Below are 21,791 nucleotides of genomic sequence, written 5' to 3'. Positions count from 1 at the left end.
CCATGTTGCCAGACTTTGAAGCCGGCGCTTTCGACCTGACGGAAGAGGCGTCGGCTAAAATCAATCTGGCCCTTCATGTGACGGGCCGGAGAGCGGATGGCTACCATCTGCTGGACATGCTGGTGACGTTCACACGGCATGGCGACCGCCTCGGCTTCCGCAGTGCCAAGACTGATTCATTCACGCTTTCGGGGCGTTTCGCACCCCTGCTTTCAGCCGACGCACCTGTCGGCAGCAATCTCGTGCTGAAGGCACGCGATCTGCTGCGGGATGCGGTACAGGCGGCGGGATTTGATACGCCGGCGGTCCATATCCATCTAGAAAAAAACCTGCCCGTTGCCTCGGGCATCGGGGGCGGGTCTGCAGATGCAGCGGCGGCGCTGCGCGGCCTGATGCATCTCTGGAATGTCACGCTTCCCGGCGAAAAGCTTGCGGAGATCGCGCTGAAACTCGGGGCCGATGTACCCATGTGCCTTTCAAGCCGGCCGCTGATTGCGCGTGGTATCGGCGAAGAGATCATGACGCTTCCCGGTTTTCCATCCATGTCGCTGGTGCTCGGAAACCCACTCGTGGGTGTCTCCACGCCAGACGTGTTCCGCGCGCTGGAAAGCCGGGACAACCCGAAATTCGATTTCGATCCGCTTCAGGAGCGTCGCCGCCAAGATTGGCTCGACGTGGTTGGCAGCTTGCGCAACGACCTTGAGGCGCCGGCAAGGACGCTTTGTGCCGACATTGCCGCCATCTCCCGGATGCTCAGCGAATCAGGCGCGCTGCTGACGCGCATGTCGGGATCCGGCGCCACCTGCTTTGGGATATTTGCGGGTCGCGCGCGGGCGGAAACCGCGGCGGAATTGCTTCACAGGCAGAAGCCGGGCTGGTATTTCCAGGCGACGGAGACGATTTCAGGAGACGAATGATGGCAAATACAAATGAATCGCGCGCCTTCATTCCTGTCGGCATCGCAGTGCTGACAGTTTCGGATACCCGGACCCTGGCCGATGACAAATCCGGCGATACACTCGTCGCGCGCATCGGAGAGGCCGGCCATCGTCTCGCAGCCCGCGCCATCGTCCCCGATGACAAGGTGCGGATCAGGACGCAGGTCGAGGCCTGGACACTGGATGATTCGGTCGATGTGGTGATCACCACTGGCGGAACCGGCTTCACCGGTCGCGATGTCACGCCAGAGGCGCTGGAGCCTCTGTTCGAGAAGCGCATGGACGGCTTCTCGGAGGTTTTCCATCGTATTTCCTATGACAAGATCGGTACGGCCACCATCCAGTCCCGTGCGACCGGCGGCGTTGCCAACGCCACCTTCATCTTCGTGCTGCCCGGCTCTCCCGGTGCCTGCAAGGACGCCTGGGACGGCATCCTTAAGGCGCAGCTCGACTACCGGCACATGCCCTGCAATTTCGTGGAGATCATGCCGCGGCTCGACGAGCACCTGAAACGCGGCGGCAGCTGACCCTATCTCGCGGCCCGGGCAACCCAGGATGGGATCATCTCGCTCGACAGCCTGCGCGCCTTTTGTCCCTTGGTGAATTCCGCAAGCCGCATTCCTGTTTTCGCGGTCGCGATCGCTTGACGCTTGGAGACCAGAAATCCGAGTTCCAGCGGCGGTCGCGCGCGGCCCATTCGCTTCAGGAACGGCCGGCGATAGCCGCGCGAAGCCGTGAACCGGGCGGGCACCTTGTTCAGCGATACGTATTCGGCAATCTCGTCGATCCAGCCGGCCTGAGGCCGTGCGCCCGGCTCGACCAGAAGCAGCCATTCGCCGCGGGCAGAGTGCAGGATGTCCTTGATATCCCACTCAGAATAAAAGCGGCAGCCGGCTGCGTCGGCCACCCGCTCGGTGCCGTCGCCAGAGCCATGATCCAGCACGACGACGTCGCAGACGAGGCCCTCTACCGCGCCCGCCACAAGGGCTGCCAATGTCTGCGCCAGCTCGGGTTCCTGATCCTGGCATTCGATAATGACTGTCAACATTGCCTGTTTATAGAGCGTTGCCCAATTAATTGCCAGCGGCGGATTTCCGCTTTTTGTTCTTGCATTGTTCTCGTTTTCTCGATAGGAATTTAATCAAGGTCGAAACGGGATGCAACAGCATCCGCCGCCTTGGAGCTATCGATGAACCCACAGTCCCTCGCGGGGCAGGCTGCATTTGCACCTGCCAACACGGCAGACGTTGCCGACGCCATGATCGCAGCGGCGGGCCTCAGGATCGAGGTCGATCGCAGGCGCGGTCGCGGCGCCGGCCTGAACCCAACCGGCCGCTTCGAGCCCTCGCAGCGCGAGAGCTTCGATGACGGGTGGCAGACGCTGGAAGACCTCCCGCCCTTCAAGACGGAAGTGCAGGTGGAAAAGCCGCGTACGGCGATCACGCGCAACACCTCTCCGGATATTTCCTTCGACCGCTCGATCAATCCCTATCGCGGCTGCGAGCATGGCTGCATCTATTGCTTCGCGCGGCCGACGCACGCCTATATGGGGCTCTCCGCTGGCCTCGATTTCGAGGCGAAGCTGTTTGCCAAGCCGGATGTGCCGAAGCTCTTGGAGCGCGAGCTTGCCAAGCCCGGCTACAAGCCGAAGGTGATCGCCATCGGCACCAATACCGATCCCTATCAGCCGATCGAGAAGGAATGGCAGGTGATGCGCCAGATCCTCGAAGTGCTGAACAGGGCCAATCATCCGGTCTCGATCGTCACCAAGTCGGCCCTCATAATCCGCGACATCGACATCCTGCAGGAGATGGCGGCGAAGAACATCGCGCGCGTGGCGCTATCGATTACGACGCTCGACCGCAAGATGGCGAGGACGATGGAGCCACGCGCGGCGACGCCGACACGACGGCTGCAGGCGATCAAGGCGCTGTCTGAGGCGGGCATTCCGACCTCGGTGTTGGCAGCGCCGATGATCCCCGCGCTGAACGACCATGAGCTGGAGCGCATCCTCGAATCGGCCAAGGCAGCTGGCGCGCTGGAAGCCGGGTATGTGATGCTGCGGCTGCCGCTGGAAGTGAGCCCGCTTTTCCGCGACTGGCTGCTGCAGAACTATCCCGACCGCTACCGGCACGTGATGTCGCTGGTCCGCTCCATGCGCGGCGGCAAGGATTATGACGCTGAGTTCGGCAAGCGCATGAAAGGTGCGGGCCCCTATGCCTGGCAGATCAGCCGGCGCTTCGAATTGGCCGTGAAGCGGCTGGGGCTGACCCGCCGCAGCATCCATCTGCGCGACGATCTCTTCGTGCCGCCCAATGGCAGCGGCGTGCAGCTTTCGCTGCTCTGACAATCTTCAAGTTTCGCGGGTAGTTCCAATCCCTGCCCGCGATATAGCCCCCGGACCGCCGCCCTGATGCCGGGGGCTTGCAGGAGATCGGGCTGGCGTGCGAGGGTCCGCCGCATGACACGTCGCACGCCACCCGATTCTCCTCTGCTTTTCGAGGACGTTCCTCTCGTTCCGGATTTCACGCTGGAACTCTCCGCGCGCAAGGCCGGGCACTGGCCTGTCGCGGGTGCTGACGAGGCCGGGCGCGGGCCGCTGGCCGGTCCTGTAGTCGCTGCTGCAGTCATCCTCGATCCCGACTGCATTCCCGACGGCCTGAACGATTCGAAGCAGCTTTCGGCACAGCGACGCGAAGAGCTGTTCGAAGTGATCATTCAGACGGCAACGGTCGCGATCGCCTCGTCCAGCTCCACCCGCATCGACGAAACGGATATCCGCAAGGCAAGCCTCGACGCCATGCGCCGCGCCGTGATCGGCCTCTCACTGCCGGCAAGCTACGTGCTGACCGACGGGCTCGACGTTCCACCAGGCCTTCCCTGCCCGGGCAAGGCCGTCGTCAAAGGCGATGCGCGCTCGCTCTCCATCGCCGCCGCCTCGATCGTCGCCAAGGTCACGCGTGACCGGATGATGACGCGGGCGCATCTGGTCTTCCCGGCCTACGGCTTTGCCGCGCATGCCGGCTATGGCACCGCGCAACACCGGCGTGGCATCGAGGAACACGGGCCCTGCTCGCTTCATCGCATGAGTTTTAGGCCGTTACGCAAGGATGGTGCGGGCGTGGTGGAGGAGTAAGGGTCGCAGGCAAAGGTGCCTGCAATTCCCCCCTCTGCCCTGCCGGGCATCTCCCCCACAGGTGGGGAGATTACAAGTGGCTTGGGATTTCCCTCTTTCAACCGTTTCGATGTGCAGAAATGCCAATTGTTTGGGGAAGCCCGTGCGCCCAGCCAATCTCCCCACCTGTGGGGCAGATGCCCGGCAGGGCAGAGGGGGTTGGCACGACGCAAGCTTTTCGGAATAGCTGCACCCCCAAAAACAAAAAACCCCGCCGAAGCGGGGCCTTTCAAAATCATCAGATGCGAGCTGCTTAGTTCAGGCGGCTCTTCACTTCGCCGACGGCGTTCTGGAAGAGCTGCGACTGAACACCGCCATCTGCCTTCTTGGCGATAACCGAGCCTGCAGCAGCGATCGCGAGGTCAACGGCAGCGGAACGAACCGCCTTCATTGCGTCAACTTCAGCCTGCTTGATCTTGGCTTCCGAAAGCGCCGTGCGGTTGGCAACGAATTCTTCCGTCTTCTTCCGTGCTTCGGCCGTCAGCATCTCTGCCTCGCGCTCGGCGGCGGCAACGATATGGGCGGCTTCGGCTTCGGCTTCCTTGCGCTTGCGCTGGTATTCGGCCAGCAGGTGCTGGGCTTCTTCGCGCAGACGCTTGGCTTCCGCCAGCTCGTTACGGATTTGATCAGCGCGGTCGTCAAGCGACTTCGCCATCATGCCCGGAACCTTGAGGTAGACCATCAGGCCCAGGAAGATGATGAGGGCGACGAATGCAAAGAAAGTTTCGTCAAAACCGAATTCCATGATCAACCCTCCCGCTTGGCGGATGCGTCCGCGACGGCTGCAGCGACGTCACCCTGGGCGCCAGCTGCGCCGATCAGATGCTCGACGACGCTCGATGCTGTTTCCTCGGCGATCGATCCGACGTCGGCGAAAGCCTTGGTCTTCACTTCGGCGATACGTGCCTCGGCAGCCTTCAATTCTTCCGAAAGACTTGCCTCGATCGCGCGGCGATCTTCTTCGGCCTTGACCTTTGCGGCGTCGCGGGCTGCCGTTCCGATGGCATTGGCCTTGACGCGTGCTGCAGCCAGCTCGCTTTCGTAGGTCTCGACAGCAGCGTCTGCTTCAGCCTTCAGGCGGCTTGCTTCCTCGACGTCCTGTGCGATGCGGGCATGGCGGCTTTCGAGAATGCCGCCGACGCGCGGAATGACGGCCTTCTGCATCACGATATAGAAGATGACAAACGTGATCACCAGCCAGAGCAGCATCGACGGATACCACTTGGCGTCAAATGGCGGGAAAGTCGGATGTGCTCCAGGCGTGCCGGTCTCGGTCTGTGTCTCGCCGGCTGCCGGCGCGGCTTCTTCTGCGTAAGCCGGGGTCACGAACATGCTCACCTCCAGGTGTACAAATGTAAAAAATCACGGCCCGCTGGCCGCAGACCGTGATCTATCAAGCCGCTGAAATCAGACGGCGAAGAGCAGGAGGAGAGCTACGAGCAGCGAGAAGATGCCCAGAGCTTCCGTAACGGCGAAGCCGAATACCAGACGGCCGAACTGGCTGTCAGCGGCAGACGGATTGCGCAGAGCGCCGGAGAGGTAGCTGCCGAAAATGTTGCCGAGGCCGAGAGCCGTACCGGCCATACCAAAGCAAGCCAGACCTGCACCGATGAACTTTGCTGCTTCCGCTTCCATGTTGAACTCCTTTGAATGGTTGTTGCGGCGAATGACTGACGCCCTGAAGACGTCAATGTTGATATCCTCAGTGCCCGCCAGGATGGATTGCGTCGTTGAGGTACATGCAAGTCAGCACCGCAAAGACATAGGCCTGGAGAAAGGCGACGAGGAGCTCAAGACCGGTCAGGGCGACGGTCATGATCAGGGGAAGGATGGCACCGCCGACACCAAGCGCGCCAAGGGCTCCGAGCGAGGCAACGAAGCCTGCGAACACCTTGAGCGTGATATGGCCAGCGAGCATGTTGGCGAAGAGACGAACGGAGAGCGAAATCGGACGGGACAGGAAAGAGATGATTTCGATCAACACCACCAGCGGCAGAAGTATGCCGGGGACGCCTTGCGGCACGAAGATGTTCAGGAAGCCGAAGCCGTGCTTCCAGAAACCGTAGATGATGACCGTCAGGATAACGAAGAGCGCCAGCGCGAAGGTGACGATGATCTGGCTGGTGACGGTGTAGAAGTAAGGCACCATGCCGAGCAGGTTTGCAGTCAGCACGAACATGAACAGGCAGAACACCATGGGGAAGAATTTCATCCCCTGCGTCCCTGCCCCTTCCTTGAGCATCTTCGCGATGAATTCATAGGACATTTCCGCCACGGACTGCGAGCGGGTCGGGATAACGCCGCGGCTGGAGGTGGCAAAATAGAGGAAGCCGGCAGAAATGACGGCAGCAGCGACCATAAACAGCGAAGCATTGGTGAACGAAAAATCAATCCCACCGATTTCGATCGGTACAATCTTGTGGATCAGGAACTGATGGGTAGGACCGTTTGCCACCGCTTGTTCTCTCTTCTTTGTCCGCCGTCACGACGGAAACCAATGCCTTGAAAACCACGCTGTCAGCGAAGCTTCCGTCTCATTTCTTTCCTGTTCTGAGATCAGCGCCAGGTGATGCCACCTTTCCGGCTGCCCGCAGAACATTCAATACACCAGCACAGAAACCGAGAAGCAGCAGTATAATCATACCCCACGGCGCCGTGCCGACAAAACGGTCGAAGAGATAGCCCAGAACAGCGCCCACAATAATGGCGGCGATGAACTCGCTCGAGAGTTTCATCGCCTCAGCATAGCCTTTGCGGCTGGCCTCGGCGCGAATTTCCCCCTGCTCGTCCTCTCCCTCCGCAGCGCGCTTGCTCGCCAGTTCGGCTCCCAGTTGCGCCCGTCGCTTTTCCAGACCCTCGTCCCGATCATCCGACATGGTGCCATTCCTCCTCGTCTTTTCGCTGCTTACGCTACCGCTACCCCGGTAAACGCACGAACGAACGGGAGGTTTTGCCACCTTTCGGCCCGTTTTGAAGTCGCGCGCAACATAGTTTTAGGAAAAAGCATAGTCAAGGCGTAGGCAGTATATGTCCAGCCATAAATTAGCCATGAAGAATCATGGGCTTATGACAAATCGACGACGATCGCTCAAAACGGTCGCAAAGAATCCCTTGGGCGGAGGGCACATTCATCCGGCGGTTTCCCGCGGAAGCGCTGCTCATCCGGGCGATTAACCCAGCAGAGGTATTCAGATCCAGCCCCCGCCATAGGTGCGATAGAAGATGTGCATGCCGATGCGCCCGACCTTTTCCATCGTCGATGCCCAGCGTGGGTGAACGTAGACTGCATGGTAATGGGTGGCCGAGCCGATCTGCGGCAGCCAGATCTTGCCAGCGGTAACTGCCATGGCAACCTGCCGGGCGACCTGCCAGTGATAGGCGGAATTGACCTTGTCCTTGATCTTGTCGCAGGCGAAGGAGAACTGGCAGCCATTGTGCCAATCCTCGTTCTGGTAGACGACGCCGCAAATGGTCTTGGGATAGGCCGGATTGCGGACGCGATTGAGAATGACCTGCGCAACGGCTGCCTGGCCTTTCAGCGATTCCCCGCGCGCTTCGAAATAGATGCCGGTCGCAAGGCACTGCTGCTCATCGGGCGAGAAGACCGTCGGCGGCAGGATGCTTGCGGCCCAAGCGTGATCCTCAGGGCCGATCTGCGGCACGAAGCGGCCTTCGGTCCCCTGATCCTTGGTCAGAATGGAATCGAAGGGCGAAACCTTGCTGTCATCAGCCTGCGGCGACGCATAACCCAGCGCGAGAGAATCGGCGTTCTGATTTGTGACAAGGCTCGCCAGATAGGACGGAACGACATAGGCCGGCGGAGGCGGTAGCGGCTTTTCAAAGGCTGAGGCAACCACGATCGACTTGTCGGTGATGCGGGGCTTCGCAAAGGCAAGCTTCGTCGAGAGTGCCGATGGCGGCGGCGAGAGCAGGCTCTGCCGCTGCAGGATCGAGCCGGCGGTAAAATCCTTGGGCGGCTGCATGGGAAGGACCGACACGAGCCGAGGCTTCTTCTCGCTGCGGTTGATCCGATCCTCGTCCGGTCTCGGATCACTGCCCTTTTCGCCTTCGGAAAAGGCTATGCGGCGACCGTCCGGCAGCACCATGCCGCCCTCAGCACCGATTTTCTGAGCGTCCGCATTTGCAAAGGCGAGTTCGCCCTGGTGGATGGAACCGGCCGGCGAATTGGTGAGCACCATGCGCCAGTTGTCCCCTCCCCGGTCGAGCCCGGCGAGCAGACCCGCAAGATCGGCATGGGCAGCGACGGATGGAAAGATCAGCCAGGCGCAAAAGCCAAATACGGCAGGCGAAGTCCAGTTCTTCGGCAGCAGGCGCTTGCTATTTGAACTCATCATGCGACGCAACACCGGACTCCAACCGCACTCGGAAACATGAGACGCGATAATCCCTCATTAACCTTGATGGATGGTTAATTCTAATATGCGACAATTCATGCATGAGCCTTCAGTGGGGGAAGCGCTGTTTACACGCATGAAAAAGGCCCCGCGGAAACGAGGCCTTGATCAGCGTAATCTTGTTGCCGATCAGATGATGACGTGCGAACCCAGCTCGACGACACGGTTGGCCGGCAGGCGGAAATAGTCGGACGGATCGGTCGCTGCGTTGGCGAGCGCGATATAGAGCCTGTCCTGCCAATGCGGCATGCCGGACTTCGCGTCGGGCACGAGCTTGCGCCGGCCGAGATAGAAGGAGGTCGACATGATGTCGAACTTCAGCCCGGATTTACGCAAGGCAGCGAGCGCCTGGGACACATTCTGCGATTCCATAAAGCCGAAGCGCAGCTCGACGCGCGAAAAGCGCTCGGAGATCTTCTCCACCGTATAGCGATTGTCCGGTGAAACGCGCGGCTTGTTGATCGTACGGATTGTCAGGATGACGTTCTTGTCGTGCAGGACGTGATTGTGCTTCAGGTTATGCAGCAAAGCCGCAGGCGCGGATTCCGGGTCGCTGGTCAGGAAGATTGCCGTTCCGGGGACGGAGGCCGGAGAATGTTCGCTCTTGCGCTCGATGGAGCTTACGAAGGCGGCGAGCGGAATGTCGGTGTGACGCGTCTTTTCCATCAGGATCGCCGTGCCGCGACGCCAGGTCCACATGATGAGCGTGAAGACGGACGCGATCAGAACAGGGATATAGCCGCCATCGTGGATCTTCAGCAGGTTGGCGCCGAGGAAGATGAATTCCAGAACCAGAAGCGGCAGAAGCACGACAGTTGCCGTCAGCAGCGACCATTGCCAGCGCATCCGGACGAATTCGAAGGCCATGATCGAGGTGACGACCATCGCGCCGGTGACCGATATGCCATATGCGGTCGCAAGCGAATCAGAGGTGCGGAAACTTAAGACCAGGAAGATGACACCGAAGAACAGCACGGTATTGACCGACGGCAGGAAGATTTGCCCGGTATTCGTCTCCGAGGTGAACAGGATCTCCATGCGCGGCAGGAAGCCGAGATGGATCGCCTGGCGCGTCAGCGAGAAGGCGCCAGTAATGACCGCCTGGCTGGCGATGATGGTGGCGCAGGTCGCCAGGATGACCACGGGCAGGATCGCCCAATGTGGATACATCAGGAAGAACGGATCGGACATGGCCAGCGGCTCGTGCAACACGAGCGCACCCTGACCGAAATAATTCAGCGTCAGCGACGGGAAAACCAACGCAAACCACGCCCATTGGATCGGCCGACGGCCGAAATGGCCCAGGTCCGCATAAAGCGCCTCGGCACCCGTGACCGTCAGGAAGACGGCGCCGAGAACGACGATGCCGAAGAAGCCTTCATGCAGCAGGAAATTGATCGCGTACCAGGGATTGAAAGCGGCAAGGATGCTCCAGTCGTCGGCGATATGCATGATGCCGGAGAGACCCATGACGATGAACCACAATGCCGTGATCGGGCCGAAGAAACGCGCCACCGCACCTGTTCCATGCGACTGTATGGCGAAGAGAAGTGCCAGAATGGCAACGGAAATCGGCACTATATAGTCCGAAAGCTCCGGCGCCACGAGTTTCAGGCCTTCGACGGCAGACAGCACCGAGAGCGCCGGCGTGATCATCGCATCGCCGAGGAAGAGTGCCGCACCGGTCAGGCCGAGCAGCATCAGGACCGCTGTGTGACCGTTGGAAGTCTTCAATAGGAGGGCCAAAAGCGACAAGGTCCCGCCTTCGCCGTCGTTGTCGGCGCGCAGCAGAAAGAGAACGTATTTTATGGTGACGATGATGGTCAGGGTCCAGAACATCAGCGACACGAGGCTGATGACCTCGCCGCGCGTCAGGCCATCTGCAGCAACCGGCTTCAACGCCTCACGAAAGGCATAGAGCGGGCTGGTACCGATGTCGCCATAGACCACGCCGATCGAGCCGAGGGCGAGGGCAAAGAGTTTGTTCTTGCTCATTTTCCCTTCGGGAGAATGATCGGTTTGTTCAGACATTCAGGATCACTAGGCTCTCAGAGCCAGCCTTTCCAGCGAAAAAAGAAAAACGGGACGACGGCGGAAATCACCATCAGAAGCAACGATGCCGGATAGCCGAAGACGGCGTGCAATTCCGGCATGTGTTCGAAGTTCATTCCGTAGACCGAAGCGACCAGCGTAGGCGGCAGGAAAACCACCGATGCGATCGAGAAGATCTTGATGATTGCATTCTGCTCGATATTGATCAGCCCCAGCGACGCATCGAGCAGAAAGGTGATGTTGCTGGCAATGAAAGACGCATGCTCGGACAGCGACTGAATATCGCGAGATACATTGCGACACAGTGCCTTTGTTTCCCGATCCTCGTGAACAGCGGGGATCGTCTGCACAAATGTAAGAAGCCGGGATAGCGACATCAAGCTGTCGCGCACCTTGCTGACGAGACGGTGATAACTGGCAATCGTCTTCAGCTTTTCTTCAAGATAGTTGGAAGGATGCCGGACCTTCTTTGCCTTATCCCCGAATACATGGGTGGAGAGGATGTCGATGCGCGCAACGGACTGTTCCAGGATTTCGGCCGTGCGGTCGATGATCGTTTCCAGAAGCTTCGCCAGGAGTGCTGCGCCACTGCGCATATTCTCCGGAACCCGATGCATCCCGGCAATAAAGAGAGCGAGAGATTTCGGATGGGCATAGCGGATGGTCACCAGCCTGTTGCCGACCAGAATGAAAGCGACATCGGTCAGTGTCGGCGTTTCCGTATCGGCCTTCCACACCAGCGAAGCGGTCATGAATACCGCGCCATTCTCGACATAGAGGCGGCTGGAGGGTTCTATGTCCTTGAGATCGTCACGTGTGGGCAATTCGACACCGAGCAGTTTCTCGATACCGATTTCTTCCTCGTGGGTGGGCTCAAGCAAATCGATCCATAACGCATCGTCGGGAAGACTTGCGGACTCGGAAAGGCCGGTAAGCTCGAACGACTTGCAGTCTGTTCGGTAGGCCGTGATCAAAGGATCACTCCCTTCGTCCGGCGCGCACGACAAAGGCCATGGCGCTCGATGCGCTCCCGTTCCGATCCAGACTGCGACAAATGAAAAAAGCTCATAAAACTCCGGGCGTATCCTTTAGGCTTTCGGCCACGAATACCTGTTCATGCTTCATTGCGCAGCAGTACCAATCCTTCGACTGACACGATAACTTCGACCGAACGAAGCAGCTGGAACCACCTTGAGGCCCGAGGCTGTCGTCAAGCATGTCTGACCATAATCACGCCGGCGGCGCATATGCAGCAAAGCTCGGAAAGAATCAAGCCATAGCCCTCAATTGCGCGCATTCACCGCAGATTCCCGATGTCGGCAGAGTCATAGCACAGGCTTGGCTCAAGACAACCGGCACGAGGGCGCCACAGGGACGCCGGCCATCTTATTCGAAGACGATCGCGGGTGCTGCGCGCTGGGGCGCACCGCTGAGCTGCTCCCAAACCTTCACGGCTATGTCCCGATAAATCTTGGCGACCGGACCATCCGGCTCGGAAACCACGAGCGGCGTCCCCGCATCCGAGGTCTCGCGGATGGCGATCGTCAACGGAACCTCGCCAAGGAAGGGCACATCGATGCGCTCCGCCTCGCTGCGGGCGCCGCCATGGCCGAAGATGTCATAGCGGGCGCCGGTATCCGGGGCGATGAAATAGCTCATGTTCTCGATGATGCCGAGGACGGGCACCTCGACCTTGCGGAACATGTTAAGGCCCTTGCGGGCATCAATGAGGGCCAGATCCTGCGGCGTGGAGACGATGATGGCGCCGGCGAGCGGCACCTGCTGCGCCATGGTCAGCTGCGCATCGCCGGTGCCGGGCGGCATATCGACAACGAGGATGTCGAGCTCACCCCAGGCGACTTCCCGTAGCATCTGCATGAGTGCCGATTGCACCATCGGCCCACGCCAGATCATCGCGGTCTCCTCATCCACGAGGAAGCCCATCGACATGACCTTGAGGCCGTAATTCTCCATCGGGTTGATGATGCGGCCTTCGATCTGCGTCGGGCGGCCGGAGATCTTGAGCAGCCGCGGCATCGAGGGACCATATATATCCGCATCGAGGATGCCGACCTTCAGGCCGTTTGCGACGAGGCCGAGAGCCAGATTGACTGCGGTCGTGGACTTGCCGACGCCACCCTTGCCTGATGCCACGGCGACGATCGCGCCGATGCCGGGAACGCCGATCTTGGCAGCACGGGCCGGCTGCTGGGGGGCATGGGCATGACCATGGGAATGAGGCTGGGGCGCCGGGCGGGCGGTGGGGGCTCCGCCGGAGCCGACCTTCTTGTCGGCCGTCAAAGCGACAAGCGCTCCCTTCACACCCGGCATTTCCTTGATGACGCGCTCAGCGGCCTGGCGCAGAGGCTCGAGTTCCTTTGCACGCTCGGCGGGCACAGTGATGGAGAAATAGACCTTGGCATCGGAGATGAAGACGTCCGAAACCATGCCCAGCTCGACAATATTATGCTCCAGGTCCGGACCGCGAACGGTCTTCAGCGTTTCCAGAACCTGTTCTTTGGTGACGTCGGTCATTCCATCCTCACTGAAAGTCTTTCAGCTTAGATAGTCGAGCAATGGGAATTCGCCAATGGAAATCAGGGAATGGCAAGAAACCATTCCCATCCCTATGCGTTGCGTGGGGCCTCCCCCAGATGCAACAACACCGCCGGCACCAGGTCGCCAAGGAGAAGACGACCGATATCGGCGGTGTGTTACCATTCGCGCCTGTTTGATCAGCGCTGATATGAAAGTCCCCTCTGGACCTCTGAAAAATAAGATGCAGAAAGCGTGCCAATTCCTATCTGGTGGAGAAATATTAGTTTTTTCAGAGGCTTAATACATTTCTCGACCAACAGGTGTTGCCCGTCCTAGAAGAGGCAGCCCATTCTGCAGGCAGCAACGTCACGCCCTGCGCAAAAACTGGTCAAATGGGAAATATCAGGCAGTTTACTTGATGAGGCCGATGCGCAATGCCTTTGCGACCGCCTGCGTCCGGTTGACCGTATCGAGCTTCTTGGTGGCGCGATTGAGGTAGTGATTGACCGTATGTTCGGACAATCCAAGGATATCGGCGATTTCGGCGCTGGTCTTGCCGGCGGCTGTCCAGTTCAGACAATCGATCTCACGATCATTGAGCGTGTCGCTGATGCGGGTATCCATATTGCGGATTTCCGCCAGCCGATCAAAGACGTGGATGGAAATATAGCTCAGGTCCTTCATCTCTTCCGGCGAGAACGGCTCCCGGTCTCCCGCCAGCGATATCGCACCACGCATTCCCGATGCATCATGTGTTGGAAAATACGCGCAGCGCGGCATCCGGAAGCGCTCGAACAACGTCACGATGAGGTTTGTCTTGCCGTCGTCGCGCGCGGCGCTGCTTCCAACGGTGTCGTGGAAGAACGGCAGCGTCGAATTGCGCAGGCGCCGCAGAACGGGGCTGTTCACCATCAGGCCTTCCTGGTCGTAGATCGCCAGAAGTTCCGCCGGCCAGCTGGTGATCACGGAATTGCTCTGCAGATCGAAGGAGGTGATGGCCGGAAGATTGATGATCATGAAGGCCCGGCTGCGAAAGGCCTCCGTCAAGCGTTTCATGAAGCGGAAAACATCGAACTGGGTCTTCAGACCGGCGATCTCCTCGATGTAATCCTCACCTCGGGGAGATTTTCCTGTCTCTAATGCTGTCATTGTCAGTCTTCCAAGTATCACCGAATCGAAGAATTGCGGCCATGTCGCATGCCCGGCAACATGACCACGCCTAACGCAACGCTACGGACCTTGATCGCTGGCCTAACACCGCAGCGGCACGATTGTTCCCGCTGCGATTCAAAACCAACACACTCAAGTTAATCGGTAAAGTTACCCGAGGTCCAGCAGGACACGGGCTAAAATTGGAAAATTTCCAGTTGCAGGCGAATAATTCTACCGCCGAGGGCCGAGCAGGCTGTGCATATCGTTGATAATCGCTGCCGCTGCAGTGCTTGCCAGTGGAGCCCAGCATTCCAGATTTTCTAGCGTAACGCGATACGATGGACCGGTCACCGAAACTCCTGCGAGAATATTATGCCGGTCGGACCGTATGGGAGCGGCAACACAGCAGATGCCCGCCTCATGCTCCTCGCGGTCGAATGCATAACCTCGCGCTCTTATCGCCGCGATGTCGGCAAGCAGCGCGGAGGCATCGCGGTGCGTCCAGGCAGTGAAGGGCTGAAACGCGATCCCCGCAACAAGGGTGCCAAGGCTTTCGTCATCCATGGTGGAGAGGGCAGCCTTCCCGACGCCGGTGCAATAAGCGGGCGAAGCATTGCCGATCTGCGAATACATGCGCACCGACTGCCGCCCCTCCACCTTGTCGAGATAGATCACCTCGACACCGCGCAGCACGCCGAGATGAACCGTTTCACCCGTCTGCTCCTGAAGGCGGCGGAGATGCGGTTCGGCGACGATCCTGAGTTCATTGCGGGCCCAGCTACGCGAGGCAAGGTTGAGCAGACGAATACCGGGCTGGTAGCGCCCCTCGCGGTCGACGTCGAGCAGCCCCTCGCCGACCAGATGCGTCAACTGACGATGAAGCGTTCCGCGCGGCTGACAGGAGAGGGAGAGGAGATCGGTGAACCGCATGGGACGATCGGACATCGCCACGAGGTCAAGAAGCGCCATCAGCTTGCCAAGCGTGCCGGTATCCCCGCCCTGACCCTTGCCTTCGATCGCGTCGCCTTGTCCAGGGCTCATTTTCGAGTTCCTCTGTTGCCTTGACAGCTCGGCAGCGTAGATCGATAATTCCACATAGTCAAATTCAGTTCCAAATAATGGAACTTAATGGTTCGCAAATCGACAAATTGGGAGAGGAAATTGACCGGTCCAGTGGCTCAGTTTCCCGATCTAAAGGATCGGGCCGTACTCGTGACAGGTGGCGGCTCCGGCATCGGCGCTGCTCTGGTCGAAGGTTTTGCGCAGCAGGGCGCGAAAGTCGCCTTCATCGATATTGCCGAGGCGGAAAGCAAGGCGCTGGCCGAGCGGATATCCGCAACCTCGGCGCATCCGGTCTCCTTCTATCATGCGGACCTGCGCGACGTGGACAATGTCCGCAGCACGGTCGCCGCGATCGAATCCGATTTCAACGCGATCCGGGTGCTCGTCAACAACGCCGCCTGGGATGACCGGCATGACTTCGATACCGTAACGGAAGAATATTGGGACAACAGCCAGGCGATCAATCTCAAGCAGGTGTTCTTCGTCTCGCAGGCGGTCGCTCCGCTGATGCGGGCGGCGGGCGGCGGATCGATCATCAACTTCTCGTCGATCGCCTTCATGCTGAACATGCCACAGCTCTCGGTCTATACGACGGCCAAGGCTGGGATTATCGGGCTGACCAAGAGCATGGCCGGGCGTCTCGGGCCTGAGAATGTGCGGGTCAATGCTGTCCTGCCCGGCATGATCGTCACCGAGCGGCAGAAGGAGCTTTGGTTGACCGAGGATATCATCGCCAAAAGCGTCCAGCGCCAATGTCTCAAACGCGTACTGAAGGCGGAGGATCTGGTCGGTCCCTGCCTGTTTCTTGCATCCGACTGCTCGGCAAGCATCACCGCGCAGTCCATTATCGTTGATGGAGGCACTTTCTGATGGCGAAACCCGCATATGTCGCGGTTGACTGGGGCACGAGCAGCTTTCGGCTCTGGCTGATCAGCGAGGACGGCGAGGTGCTCGGCGAGCGCCGCAGCGGCGAAGGCATGACGACGGCGGCGCAGACAGGCTTTGCCAACGTGCTGCAATCGCATCTGACGGCCCTGTCCGCCCCCGAGGGCATTCCGGTCATCGTCTGCGGCATGGCAGGCGCACGGCAGGGCTGGGTGGAGGCAGGTTATATCGACACGCCGACGTCGCTTTCCGCGATTCTGACCGGCGCAGTCTCCGTGCCCGGCCAGTCGCGCGACGTGCGCATCCTTCCGGGGCTGGCCCAGAGATCCAAAGAAGCGCCCGACGTCATTCGCGGCGAGGAAACCCAGCTTCTCGGCGCGATCCCGACCGATAGCAGCGGCGAGCAGATCGTCTGCATGCCGGGCACTCATTCGAAATGGGTTCGCGTTGTCGACGGCATGGTCACCGGCTTTTCGACCTTCATGACCGGAGAACTCTTCGACGTCATCACCAAGCACAGCATCCTTGCCCATGCGGTGGCAGGGGCGCAGGACATGCCGGCCGATGACCAAGCCTTTGAGGCCGCCCTTCTCGCAGCCTTCAAGCAGCCCGCACTTGCCACCAACCTGCTCTTCGGCGCTCGCGCCGGCCAGCTGCTGCACGGCCTGACGGCTGCGGGCGCGCAGGCGCGCATATCGGGCACGCTTGTCGGCGCCGAGATCGCGGGCGCGCTTTCCGCAGCCGGCAAGGATGCGGCGATTACGCTCGTTGCGTCAGGGCGTCTGCAGACCCTATACGAAACCGCATTCCAATCCCTGTCTTTGTCCTATCAGACCATTGATGCCGATGCTGCCGTCCGCCGCGGGCTTTCCGCTGCGGCAAAGGCGATCTGGCCAGATCACGAAAGAAAAAGCGCATGAACCGCGTCCCCTTCCCTTCCATGAAGCGTCCCCTGATCGCCATCCTGCGCGGCATCAAGCCCGAAGAAATCGAGGCAACGGTCGGCGGCCTGATCGAAAACGGCCTGACTGCGATCGAAATCCCGCTGAATTCGCCGGACGCCTTCCGCTCGATCGAGATCGCCGCGAAGATGGCGCCGGCCGATTGCCTCATCGGCGCGGGTACAGTGCTGACAGTCGAAGATGTCGATCGGCTCGACGCCGCCGGCGGCCGATTGCTGGTCACGCCGAATGTCGAACCTGCGGTCATCAGCCGCGCCCATGAAAAGGGCATGGTCAGCATGCCGGGCTGCTTTACGGCAACGGAAGCGCTCGCGGCCGCCCGCGCCGGCGCAACGGGCCTCAAGTTCTTCCCCGCCGGCGTGCTTGGCGCTTCGGGCATCAATGCGATCCGTGCCGTCCTGCCGCCGGAACTGGTCATTGCGGCCGTCGGCGGTGTCTCCGACAAGAATTTCGCCGACTATACCAAGGCCGGTATCCTGGCTTTCGGTCTCGGCACGAGCCTTTACAAGCCCGGCATGACCGCGGCTGAGGTTGCCGAGCGCGCCAAGGTGACCATCTTAGCCTATGACGCCGCCATAGGAGCCTAAAGCGCAATGACCGACATTCATGATTTCCAGGGCAATATCCTCTGCAATACTTCTTCAGTCCTTGGAGAAGGCCCGACCTACGATCCCGATACGGATACGGTCTGGTGGTTCAATATCCTCGGCAAGGAACTGCACGAACTCAATCTTTCGACCGGCAGGAAAGACGTTCACAGCCTGCCTGTCATGGCAAGCGTTCTGGCGCGCGTCGATGCCGAGCGACAACTGATTGCGACGGAAGAAGGGCTCTTCATTCGCGATATCGGCACGGGCGAGCTGACTTTTTATGCCGCTCTCGAAAACGATAAGCCGGAGAACCGCTCCAACGACGGCCGTACCCATATTTCCGGCTCGCTCTGGATCGGCACCATGGGCAAGCGGGCGGAAATGCAGGCCGGCGCCATCTATCACGTTGCCGGCGGCAAGGTGACGAAGATCTTCGACGGCATCAGCATTCCGAACTCGATCTGCTTTTCGCCCGATGGCTCGATCGGCTATTTCACCGATACGCGCATCAGCCGGCTAATGCGTGTCCTCGTCGACCCGCAGACCGGCCTTCCGGCCGGCGAGCCGATCGTCATGGTGGACAGCATGGAAGATCCTGGCGGCATCGACGGCTCTGTCTGCGATGCGGATGGCTATATCTGGAATGCGCGATGGGGTTCCGGCTTCGTCGATCGCTACAGCCCCGACGGGTTGCGCATCGAGCGTTACCGTGTACCGGCGATGCAACCCTCCTGCCCTGCCTTCATCGGCAAGAACGCCGATCGGCTTGCGGTGACGACCGCCTGGGAAGGCCTTGACGAGGACGCCCGCTCCATGCAGCCGGAAGCGGGTGCTTTGATGGAACTCGGCATCACCGTTCGCGGCGTTTTTGACCCGGTTTATACGCTTTAAGATTGCATCATTGGTGAAGGCCTGCAAAGGCCTTCATTCTCCCATTTCCTACCCAATCATTTGCGGTCCTCAGCGTCGTCGTACGCGCGCTACTTGTGTCGAAACCGACGGAAAATTGGCGAATTTCGCACCTGCATTTCCGAAAAGTTCCATCAAGCATCTATATTCTTTCGCTTTTTTTCTGTGGAACCAAATAAAGCGCCAGTCATTCCCTTACTGAACCGGCTCGATGATGGTTAGTCTAGGAGAGACGCCGCGGAGCTGGATCAGCCATCTGAATGAAAGGTAGGTTCACGATGACAGGCAGGTTTCTCACTTCCGTAGCGGCGGGTGCAATCTTTGCGACAACATCGGTGCTCGCTCCCGCAGCTTTCGCACAGGCCACGCAGCCTTCCAACAACAATGCTCCGGCAGCAACGCAGACCGCTCCGGCAGCATCTGACGCGATGAAGCCAGCTGCCCCCATGGCGCCGGCTGACAACGCCCAGGCTCCGGCACCGGCTGCGACCACAGACACCGCCCAGGCCGATAGCTATCTGACCCAGCAGTCTCCGGACCAGGTCAGCGCCAACACCTATATCGGCCAGTCCGTCTATAACGGCAGCAATGAAAGCATCGGTAAGGTCAACGACCTGATCATGCAGAAGGAAGGCGGTATCGTCGCCGCTGTTGTCGGCGTCGGCGGCTTCTTGGGCATCGGTGCCAAGAACGTTGCGGTGCCGATCAAGAAGATCACGATCGCCCAGAATACGCAGGACGGCAGCGTCAAATTGTCGACGACCGAAACGGCCGACTCGCTGAAGGCCGCTCCGGAGTTCAAGACCCTTGAAATGCAGTCTGCGGCGAAGGCTCCGAGTTCGGGTGCAGGTATGACCGGTACGGACACTACGACCACCGGTTCCACGACGAACAAGTAGTGAGTAAGCATCCGGCAGCGCCTGAACAGGCGGAAACGGCGGCGCCCCACACGCCGCCGTTTTGCTATGTTTTACAGCAGAGAACAGTAGCGCAGCGCGTCATAGATCGCGGCGTGAATGTTGCGACTTGAGACGGCATCGCCGATGCGGATGAGATCGAACCGGCCTTCGTCGTTTCTGACCGGCAAAGGCGGCTGGCGGCGGATCAGGGCATCGTAGTTGACAGCACCTAGATTGCGCGACATCGGCTTGAGCTCGAGATAGAGATCGGCATTGGCCATCGTGCCGTGCTCGACGACCACCTGCGAGACGCGTCGTTCGGTCGCCGTCGTTTCGGAGAAATCCGAACCCAGTGTCGCAACCAGCGAATTTCCGTCGCGGCGGACGGATTTCAGCCTGATATTGATCGTCACGCGAACGTTCCTCTCGGCGAAAGTCTTCGCATAGGGCACATGGTTCATGCCGCCCATCTCCGGTGCGAAGAAACGCTCCGGCGATACGAGTTCCAGTTCGGCGCCAGCATTCGCGATGACCTCCGCGGCAGACATGCCTTGATGACCGCCATTGTCGTCGAACAAAAGCACGGAGCCTTCAGGCTTGATCGCACCCGCCAGGATATCCCAGCTCGACGTGACCAGTTCCTCGCCCGCATCGAGTTCGGGAGATTGGGCAATGCCACCTGTGGCGACGATGACGAGATCCGGCTCGAAGGCTAGGACGTCGTCAGCACCGGCATAGACGTCATAGTGAATGTTCACGCCGAGGCGTTCCAGCTCCGAGAGGCGCCAGTCGATGATGCCGACCATCTCCTTGCGCCTGGGATTGCGGGTAAGCAGGTTGACTTGCCCACCGGCCTGGCTCGTCGCTTCCAGCACCTCGACCTTGTGCCCGCGTTCCGCGAGGACGCGGGCGGCTTCCAGACCGGCTGGACCGGCACCGATGACCACGGCCTTCCGCGAAAGCTGGGCCTTGGCGATATCGTGCGGTATTTCGGCCTCGCGACTGGTGGCGGCGTTGTGAATACAGAGCGCCTCGCCGCCCTCGTAAATGCGGTCCAGGCAATAGGTGGCGCCGACGCAGGGGCGAATGCGCGCCTCTTCGCCGGCCATGATCTTCTTGACGATATGGGGGTCTGCGATATGGGCGCGTGTCATGCCGACCATATCCAGCTTCCCCTCCGCGATCGCGTGACGGGCGGTGGCGACATCGCTGATCCGCGCTGCGTGGAAGACCGGAAATTTCGTCGCCGCTCTTACTTCGCCTGCAAAATCCAAGTGAGGCGAAGCCGGCATGCCCTGGATAGGGATAACCTTGTTCAGCGAGGCGTCATGATCGATGTGGCCGCGAATGATGTTGAGGAAATCAATCGTGCCTGACCTTGCGAGGCGGCTGGCGATTTCCACGCCTTCTTCGCGCGACAGGCCCTTTTCCCAGTCCTCGTCGGCGACCAGGCGAATACCGACGATGAAATCCGGCCCGACAGCCTTGCGCACGGCTTCCGTCACCATCGTCGAAAACCGCATGCGATTTTCCAACGATCCGCCGAATTCGTCGTCTCGACGGTTTGTGGCGGGCGACCAGAAGCCGTCCATCAGGTGGCCATAGGCCTCGAATTCTATCCCGTCGAGGCCGGCTGCCTGCATGCGCTGGGCGGCGCTCGCATAGTCCGCGACGATCCGCTCGATATCCCACTCCTCCGCCTCCTTGGGAAAAGCACGGTGGGCAGGTTCTCGGATCGGTGACGGGGCAAGGACAGGCAGCCAGTCGCCCCTGTTCCAGCCGGTGCGGCGGCCGAGATGGGTGAGCTGGATCATCACGGCCGTGCCATATTCATGACAGTCGTCCGCAAGCTTTTTCAGCCACGGCACGATCTCGTCGCGATAGGCGTGAAGATTTCCGAAGGCCGGCGGCGAGTCCGGCGACACGACAGCCGAACCAGCCGTCATCGTCAGCGCTATTCCGCCCTTTGCCTTTTCCAGGTGATAGAGCCGGTAGCGATCCGTCGGCATGCCCTCCTCGGAATAGGCCGGCTCATGTGCCGTCGACATGATGCGGTTCTTCAGCGTCAGGTGTTTCAGCTGGTAGGGTTGCAGCAGCGGATCATTGGACGCGGTCATGTCTTACCCTCGGATTGCGAGCCGGTCTGAATAGCAGCTCTCAAAGAGGCATCATCACTACGACAAACAAGGAGGTGCCCTCCAAAGGCGGCGCTGA

At 60.0% G+C, this 21,791-nt stretch carries 22 protein-coding genes; 9 read left to right on the top strand and 13 right to left on the bottom strand.

All coding sequences use genetic code 11. The annotated features are described in order from the left end of the window. Nucleotides 1-2 precede the first annotated feature (2 nt). Together EV561_RS11800 and moaB are read left to right on the top strand one after the other, a co-directional pair. Complete coding sequence (locus EV561_RS11800; RefSeq protein ID WP_132521518.1) at nt 3-917, top strand: 4-(cytidine 5'-diphospho)-2-C-methyl-D-erythritol kinase; 915 nt, start codon at nt 3-5, stop codon at nt 915-917. Further along, a complete protein-coding gene (moaB, locus tag EV561_RS11795; RefSeq protein WP_132521516.1) occupies nt 917-1,465 on the top strand; it encodes a molybdenum cofactor biosynthesis protein B in 549 nt (182 codons plus the stop codon). Before EV561_RS11800 ends, moaB begins: the two co-directional genes overlap by 1 nt. Nucleotides 1,466-1,467: 2 nt before the next feature. On the opposite strand, the gene EV561_RS11790 is transcribed toward moaB, so the two are convergent. Beyond that, nucleotides 1,468-1,986: a glycosyltransferase gene (locus EV561_RS11790; protein ID WP_132521514.1), complete on the bottom strand. Its 519-nt coding sequence runs from the start codon at nt 1,984-1,986 to the stop codon at nt 1,468-1,470. 141 nt (nt 1,987-2,127) lie between these two features. Here EV561_RS11790 and EV561_RS11785 point away from each other — a divergent pair, with 141 nt between their 5' ends. Beyond that, nucleotides 2,128-3,285: a PA0069 family radical SAM protein gene (locus tag EV561_RS11785; protein WP_132521512.1), complete on the top strand. Its 1,158-nt coding sequence runs from the start codon at nt 2,128-2,130 to the stop codon at nt 3,283-3,285. A 114-nt stretch (nt 3,286-3,399) separates the two neighbouring features. Beyond that, on the top strand, nt 3,400-4,074 hold the full coding sequence (locus EV561_RS11780) for a ribonuclease HII (RefSeq protein ID WP_132521510.1): 675 nt from the start codon (nt 3,400-3,402) through the stop codon (nt 4,072-4,074). Between the two features lie 292 nt (nt 4,075-4,366). On the opposite strand, the gene EV561_RS11770 is transcribed toward EV561_RS11780, so the two are convergent. The 11 genes from EV561_RS11770 to EV561_RS11720 form a co-directional block, all read right to left on the bottom strand. Next, nucleotides 4,367-4,858, bottom strand: a complete 492-nt coding sequence (locus EV561_RS11770; protein ID WP_132521508.1) for a F0F1 ATP synthase subunit B — start codon at nt 4,856-4,858, stop codon at nt 4,367-4,369. Between the two features lie 2 nt (nt 4,859-4,860). After that, a complete protein-coding gene (locus EV561_RS11765) occupies nt 4,861-5,445 on the bottom strand; it encodes a F0F1 ATP synthase subunit B (RefSeq protein WP_132521506.1) in 585 nt (194 codons plus the stop codon). A 75-nt stretch (nt 5,446-5,520) separates the two neighbouring features. Then, nucleotides 5,521-5,748 carry a F0F1 ATP synthase subunit C gene (locus EV561_RS11760; RefSeq protein ID WP_003588243.1) on the bottom strand — a complete coding sequence of 76 codons (228 nt, stop codon included), beginning with the start codon at nt 5,746-5,748 and terminating at the stop codon, nt 5,521-5,523. Nucleotides 5,749-5,815: 67 nt separating this feature from the next. Next, nucleotides 5,816-6,568, bottom strand: coding sequence for a F0F1 ATP synthase subunit A (locus tag EV561_RS11755; protein ID WP_132521504.1), 753 nt, complete (start codon nt 6,566-6,568; stop codon nt 5,816-5,818). Between the two features lie 79 nt (nt 6,569-6,647). Then, entirely contained in the window at nt 6,648-6,989 is a 342-nt protein-coding gene (locus EV561_RS11750; protein ID WP_132521502.1) for an AtpZ/AtpI family protein, read from the bottom strand. Between the two features lie 312 nt (nt 6,990-7,301). Next, nucleotides 7,302-8,468 carry a cell wall hydrolase gene (locus EV561_RS11745; RefSeq protein WP_132521500.1) on the bottom strand — a complete coding sequence of 389 codons (1,167 nt, stop codon included), beginning with the start codon at nt 8,466-8,468 and terminating at the stop codon, nt 7,302-7,304. Nucleotides 8,469-8,657: 189 nt separating this feature from the next. Continuing rightward, the gene (locus tag EV561_RS11740; RefSeq protein WP_132521498.1) at nt 8,658-10,559 is read right to left on the bottom strand and encodes a potassium transporter Kup; all 1,902 of its coding nucleotides are present in this window, start codon (nt 10,557-10,559) and stop codon (nt 8,658-8,660) included. Between the two features lie 17 nt (nt 10,560-10,576). Beyond that, on the bottom strand, nt 10,577-11,554 hold the full coding sequence (locus tag EV561_RS11735; protein WP_132521496.1) for a magnesium transporter CorA family protein: 978 nt from the start codon (nt 11,552-11,554) through the stop codon (nt 10,577-10,579). Nucleotides 11,555-11,966: 412 nt separating this feature from the next. Further along, nucleotides 11,967-13,115 carry an iron-sulfur cluster carrier protein ApbC gene (apbC, locus tag EV561_RS11730; RefSeq protein ID WP_132521494.1) on the bottom strand — a complete coding sequence of 383 codons (1,149 nt, stop codon included), beginning with the start codon at nt 13,113-13,115 and terminating at the stop codon, nt 11,967-11,969. 414 nt (nt 13,116-13,529) lie between these two features. Continuing rightward, nucleotides 13,530-14,267 carry an autoinducer binding domain-containing protein gene (locus EV561_RS11725; RefSeq protein WP_132521492.1) on the bottom strand — a complete coding sequence of 246 codons (738 nt, stop codon included), beginning with the start codon at nt 14,265-14,267 and terminating at the stop codon, nt 13,530-13,532. Nucleotides 14,268-14,501: 234 nt separating this feature from the next. Beyond that, nucleotides 14,502-15,311, bottom strand: a complete 810-nt coding sequence (locus EV561_RS11720; RefSeq protein WP_132521490.1) for an IclR family transcriptional regulator — start codon at nt 15,309-15,311, stop codon at nt 14,502-14,504. 120 nt (nt 15,312-15,431) lie between these two features. Between EV561_RS11720 and EV561_RS11715 the strand changes: the two genes are divergently transcribed. The 5 genes from EV561_RS11715 to EV561_RS11695 all read left to right on the top strand — a co-directional run bounded on the left by EV561_RS11715 (nt 15,432) and on the right by EV561_RS11695 (nt 19,577). Continuing rightward, entirely contained in the window at nt 15,432-16,202 is a 771-nt protein-coding gene (locus tag EV561_RS11715) for an SDR family oxidoreductase (RefSeq protein WP_132521488.1), read from the top strand. Continuing rightward, a complete protein-coding gene (locus EV561_RS11710; RefSeq protein ID WP_132521486.1) occupies nt 16,202-17,137 on the top strand; it encodes a 2-dehydro-3-deoxygalactonokinase in 936 nt (311 codons plus the stop codon). Before EV561_RS11715 ends, EV561_RS11710 begins: the two co-directional genes overlap by 1 nt. Beyond that, nucleotides 17,134-17,766, top strand: a complete 633-nt coding sequence (locus EV561_RS11705) for a 2-dehydro-3-deoxy-6-phosphogalactonate aldolase (RefSeq protein ID WP_132521484.1) — start codon at nt 17,134-17,136, stop codon at nt 17,764-17,766. Before EV561_RS11710 ends, EV561_RS11705 begins: the two co-directional genes overlap by 4 nt. A gap of 6 nt (nt 17,767-17,772) precedes the next feature. Further along, nucleotides 17,773-18,660, top strand: a complete 888-nt coding sequence (locus tag EV561_RS11700) for an SMP-30/gluconolactonase/LRE family protein (RefSeq protein WP_132521482.1) — start codon at nt 17,773-17,775, stop codon at nt 18,658-18,660. A gap of 296 nt (nt 18,661-18,956) precedes the next feature. Beyond that, nucleotides 18,957-19,577 (top strand): PRC-barrel domain-containing protein, encoded by a 621-nt coding sequence (locus tag EV561_RS11695; RefSeq protein WP_132521480.1) that lies wholly within the window; start codon nt 18,957-18,959, stop codon nt 19,575-19,577. A 71-nt stretch (nt 19,578-19,648) separates the two neighbouring features. Here EV561_RS11695 and EV561_RS11690 read toward each other — a convergent pair whose 3' ends face one another. Continuing rightward, a complete protein-coding gene (locus EV561_RS11690; RefSeq protein WP_132521478.1) occupies nt 19,649-21,694 on the bottom strand; it encodes an NADH:flavin oxidoreductase in 2,046 nt (681 codons plus the stop codon). Nucleotides 21,695-21,791: the final 97 nt, after the last annotated feature.

Source organism: Rhizobium sp. BK376, assembly GCF_004341625.1.
Classification (GTDB): Bacteria; Pseudomonadota; Alphaproteobacteria; order Rhizobiales; family Rhizobiaceae; genus Rhizobium.
The sequence above is the reverse complement of the archived record's forward strand: the minus strand, read 5'-3'. Positions and strand labels throughout refer to the sequence as shown.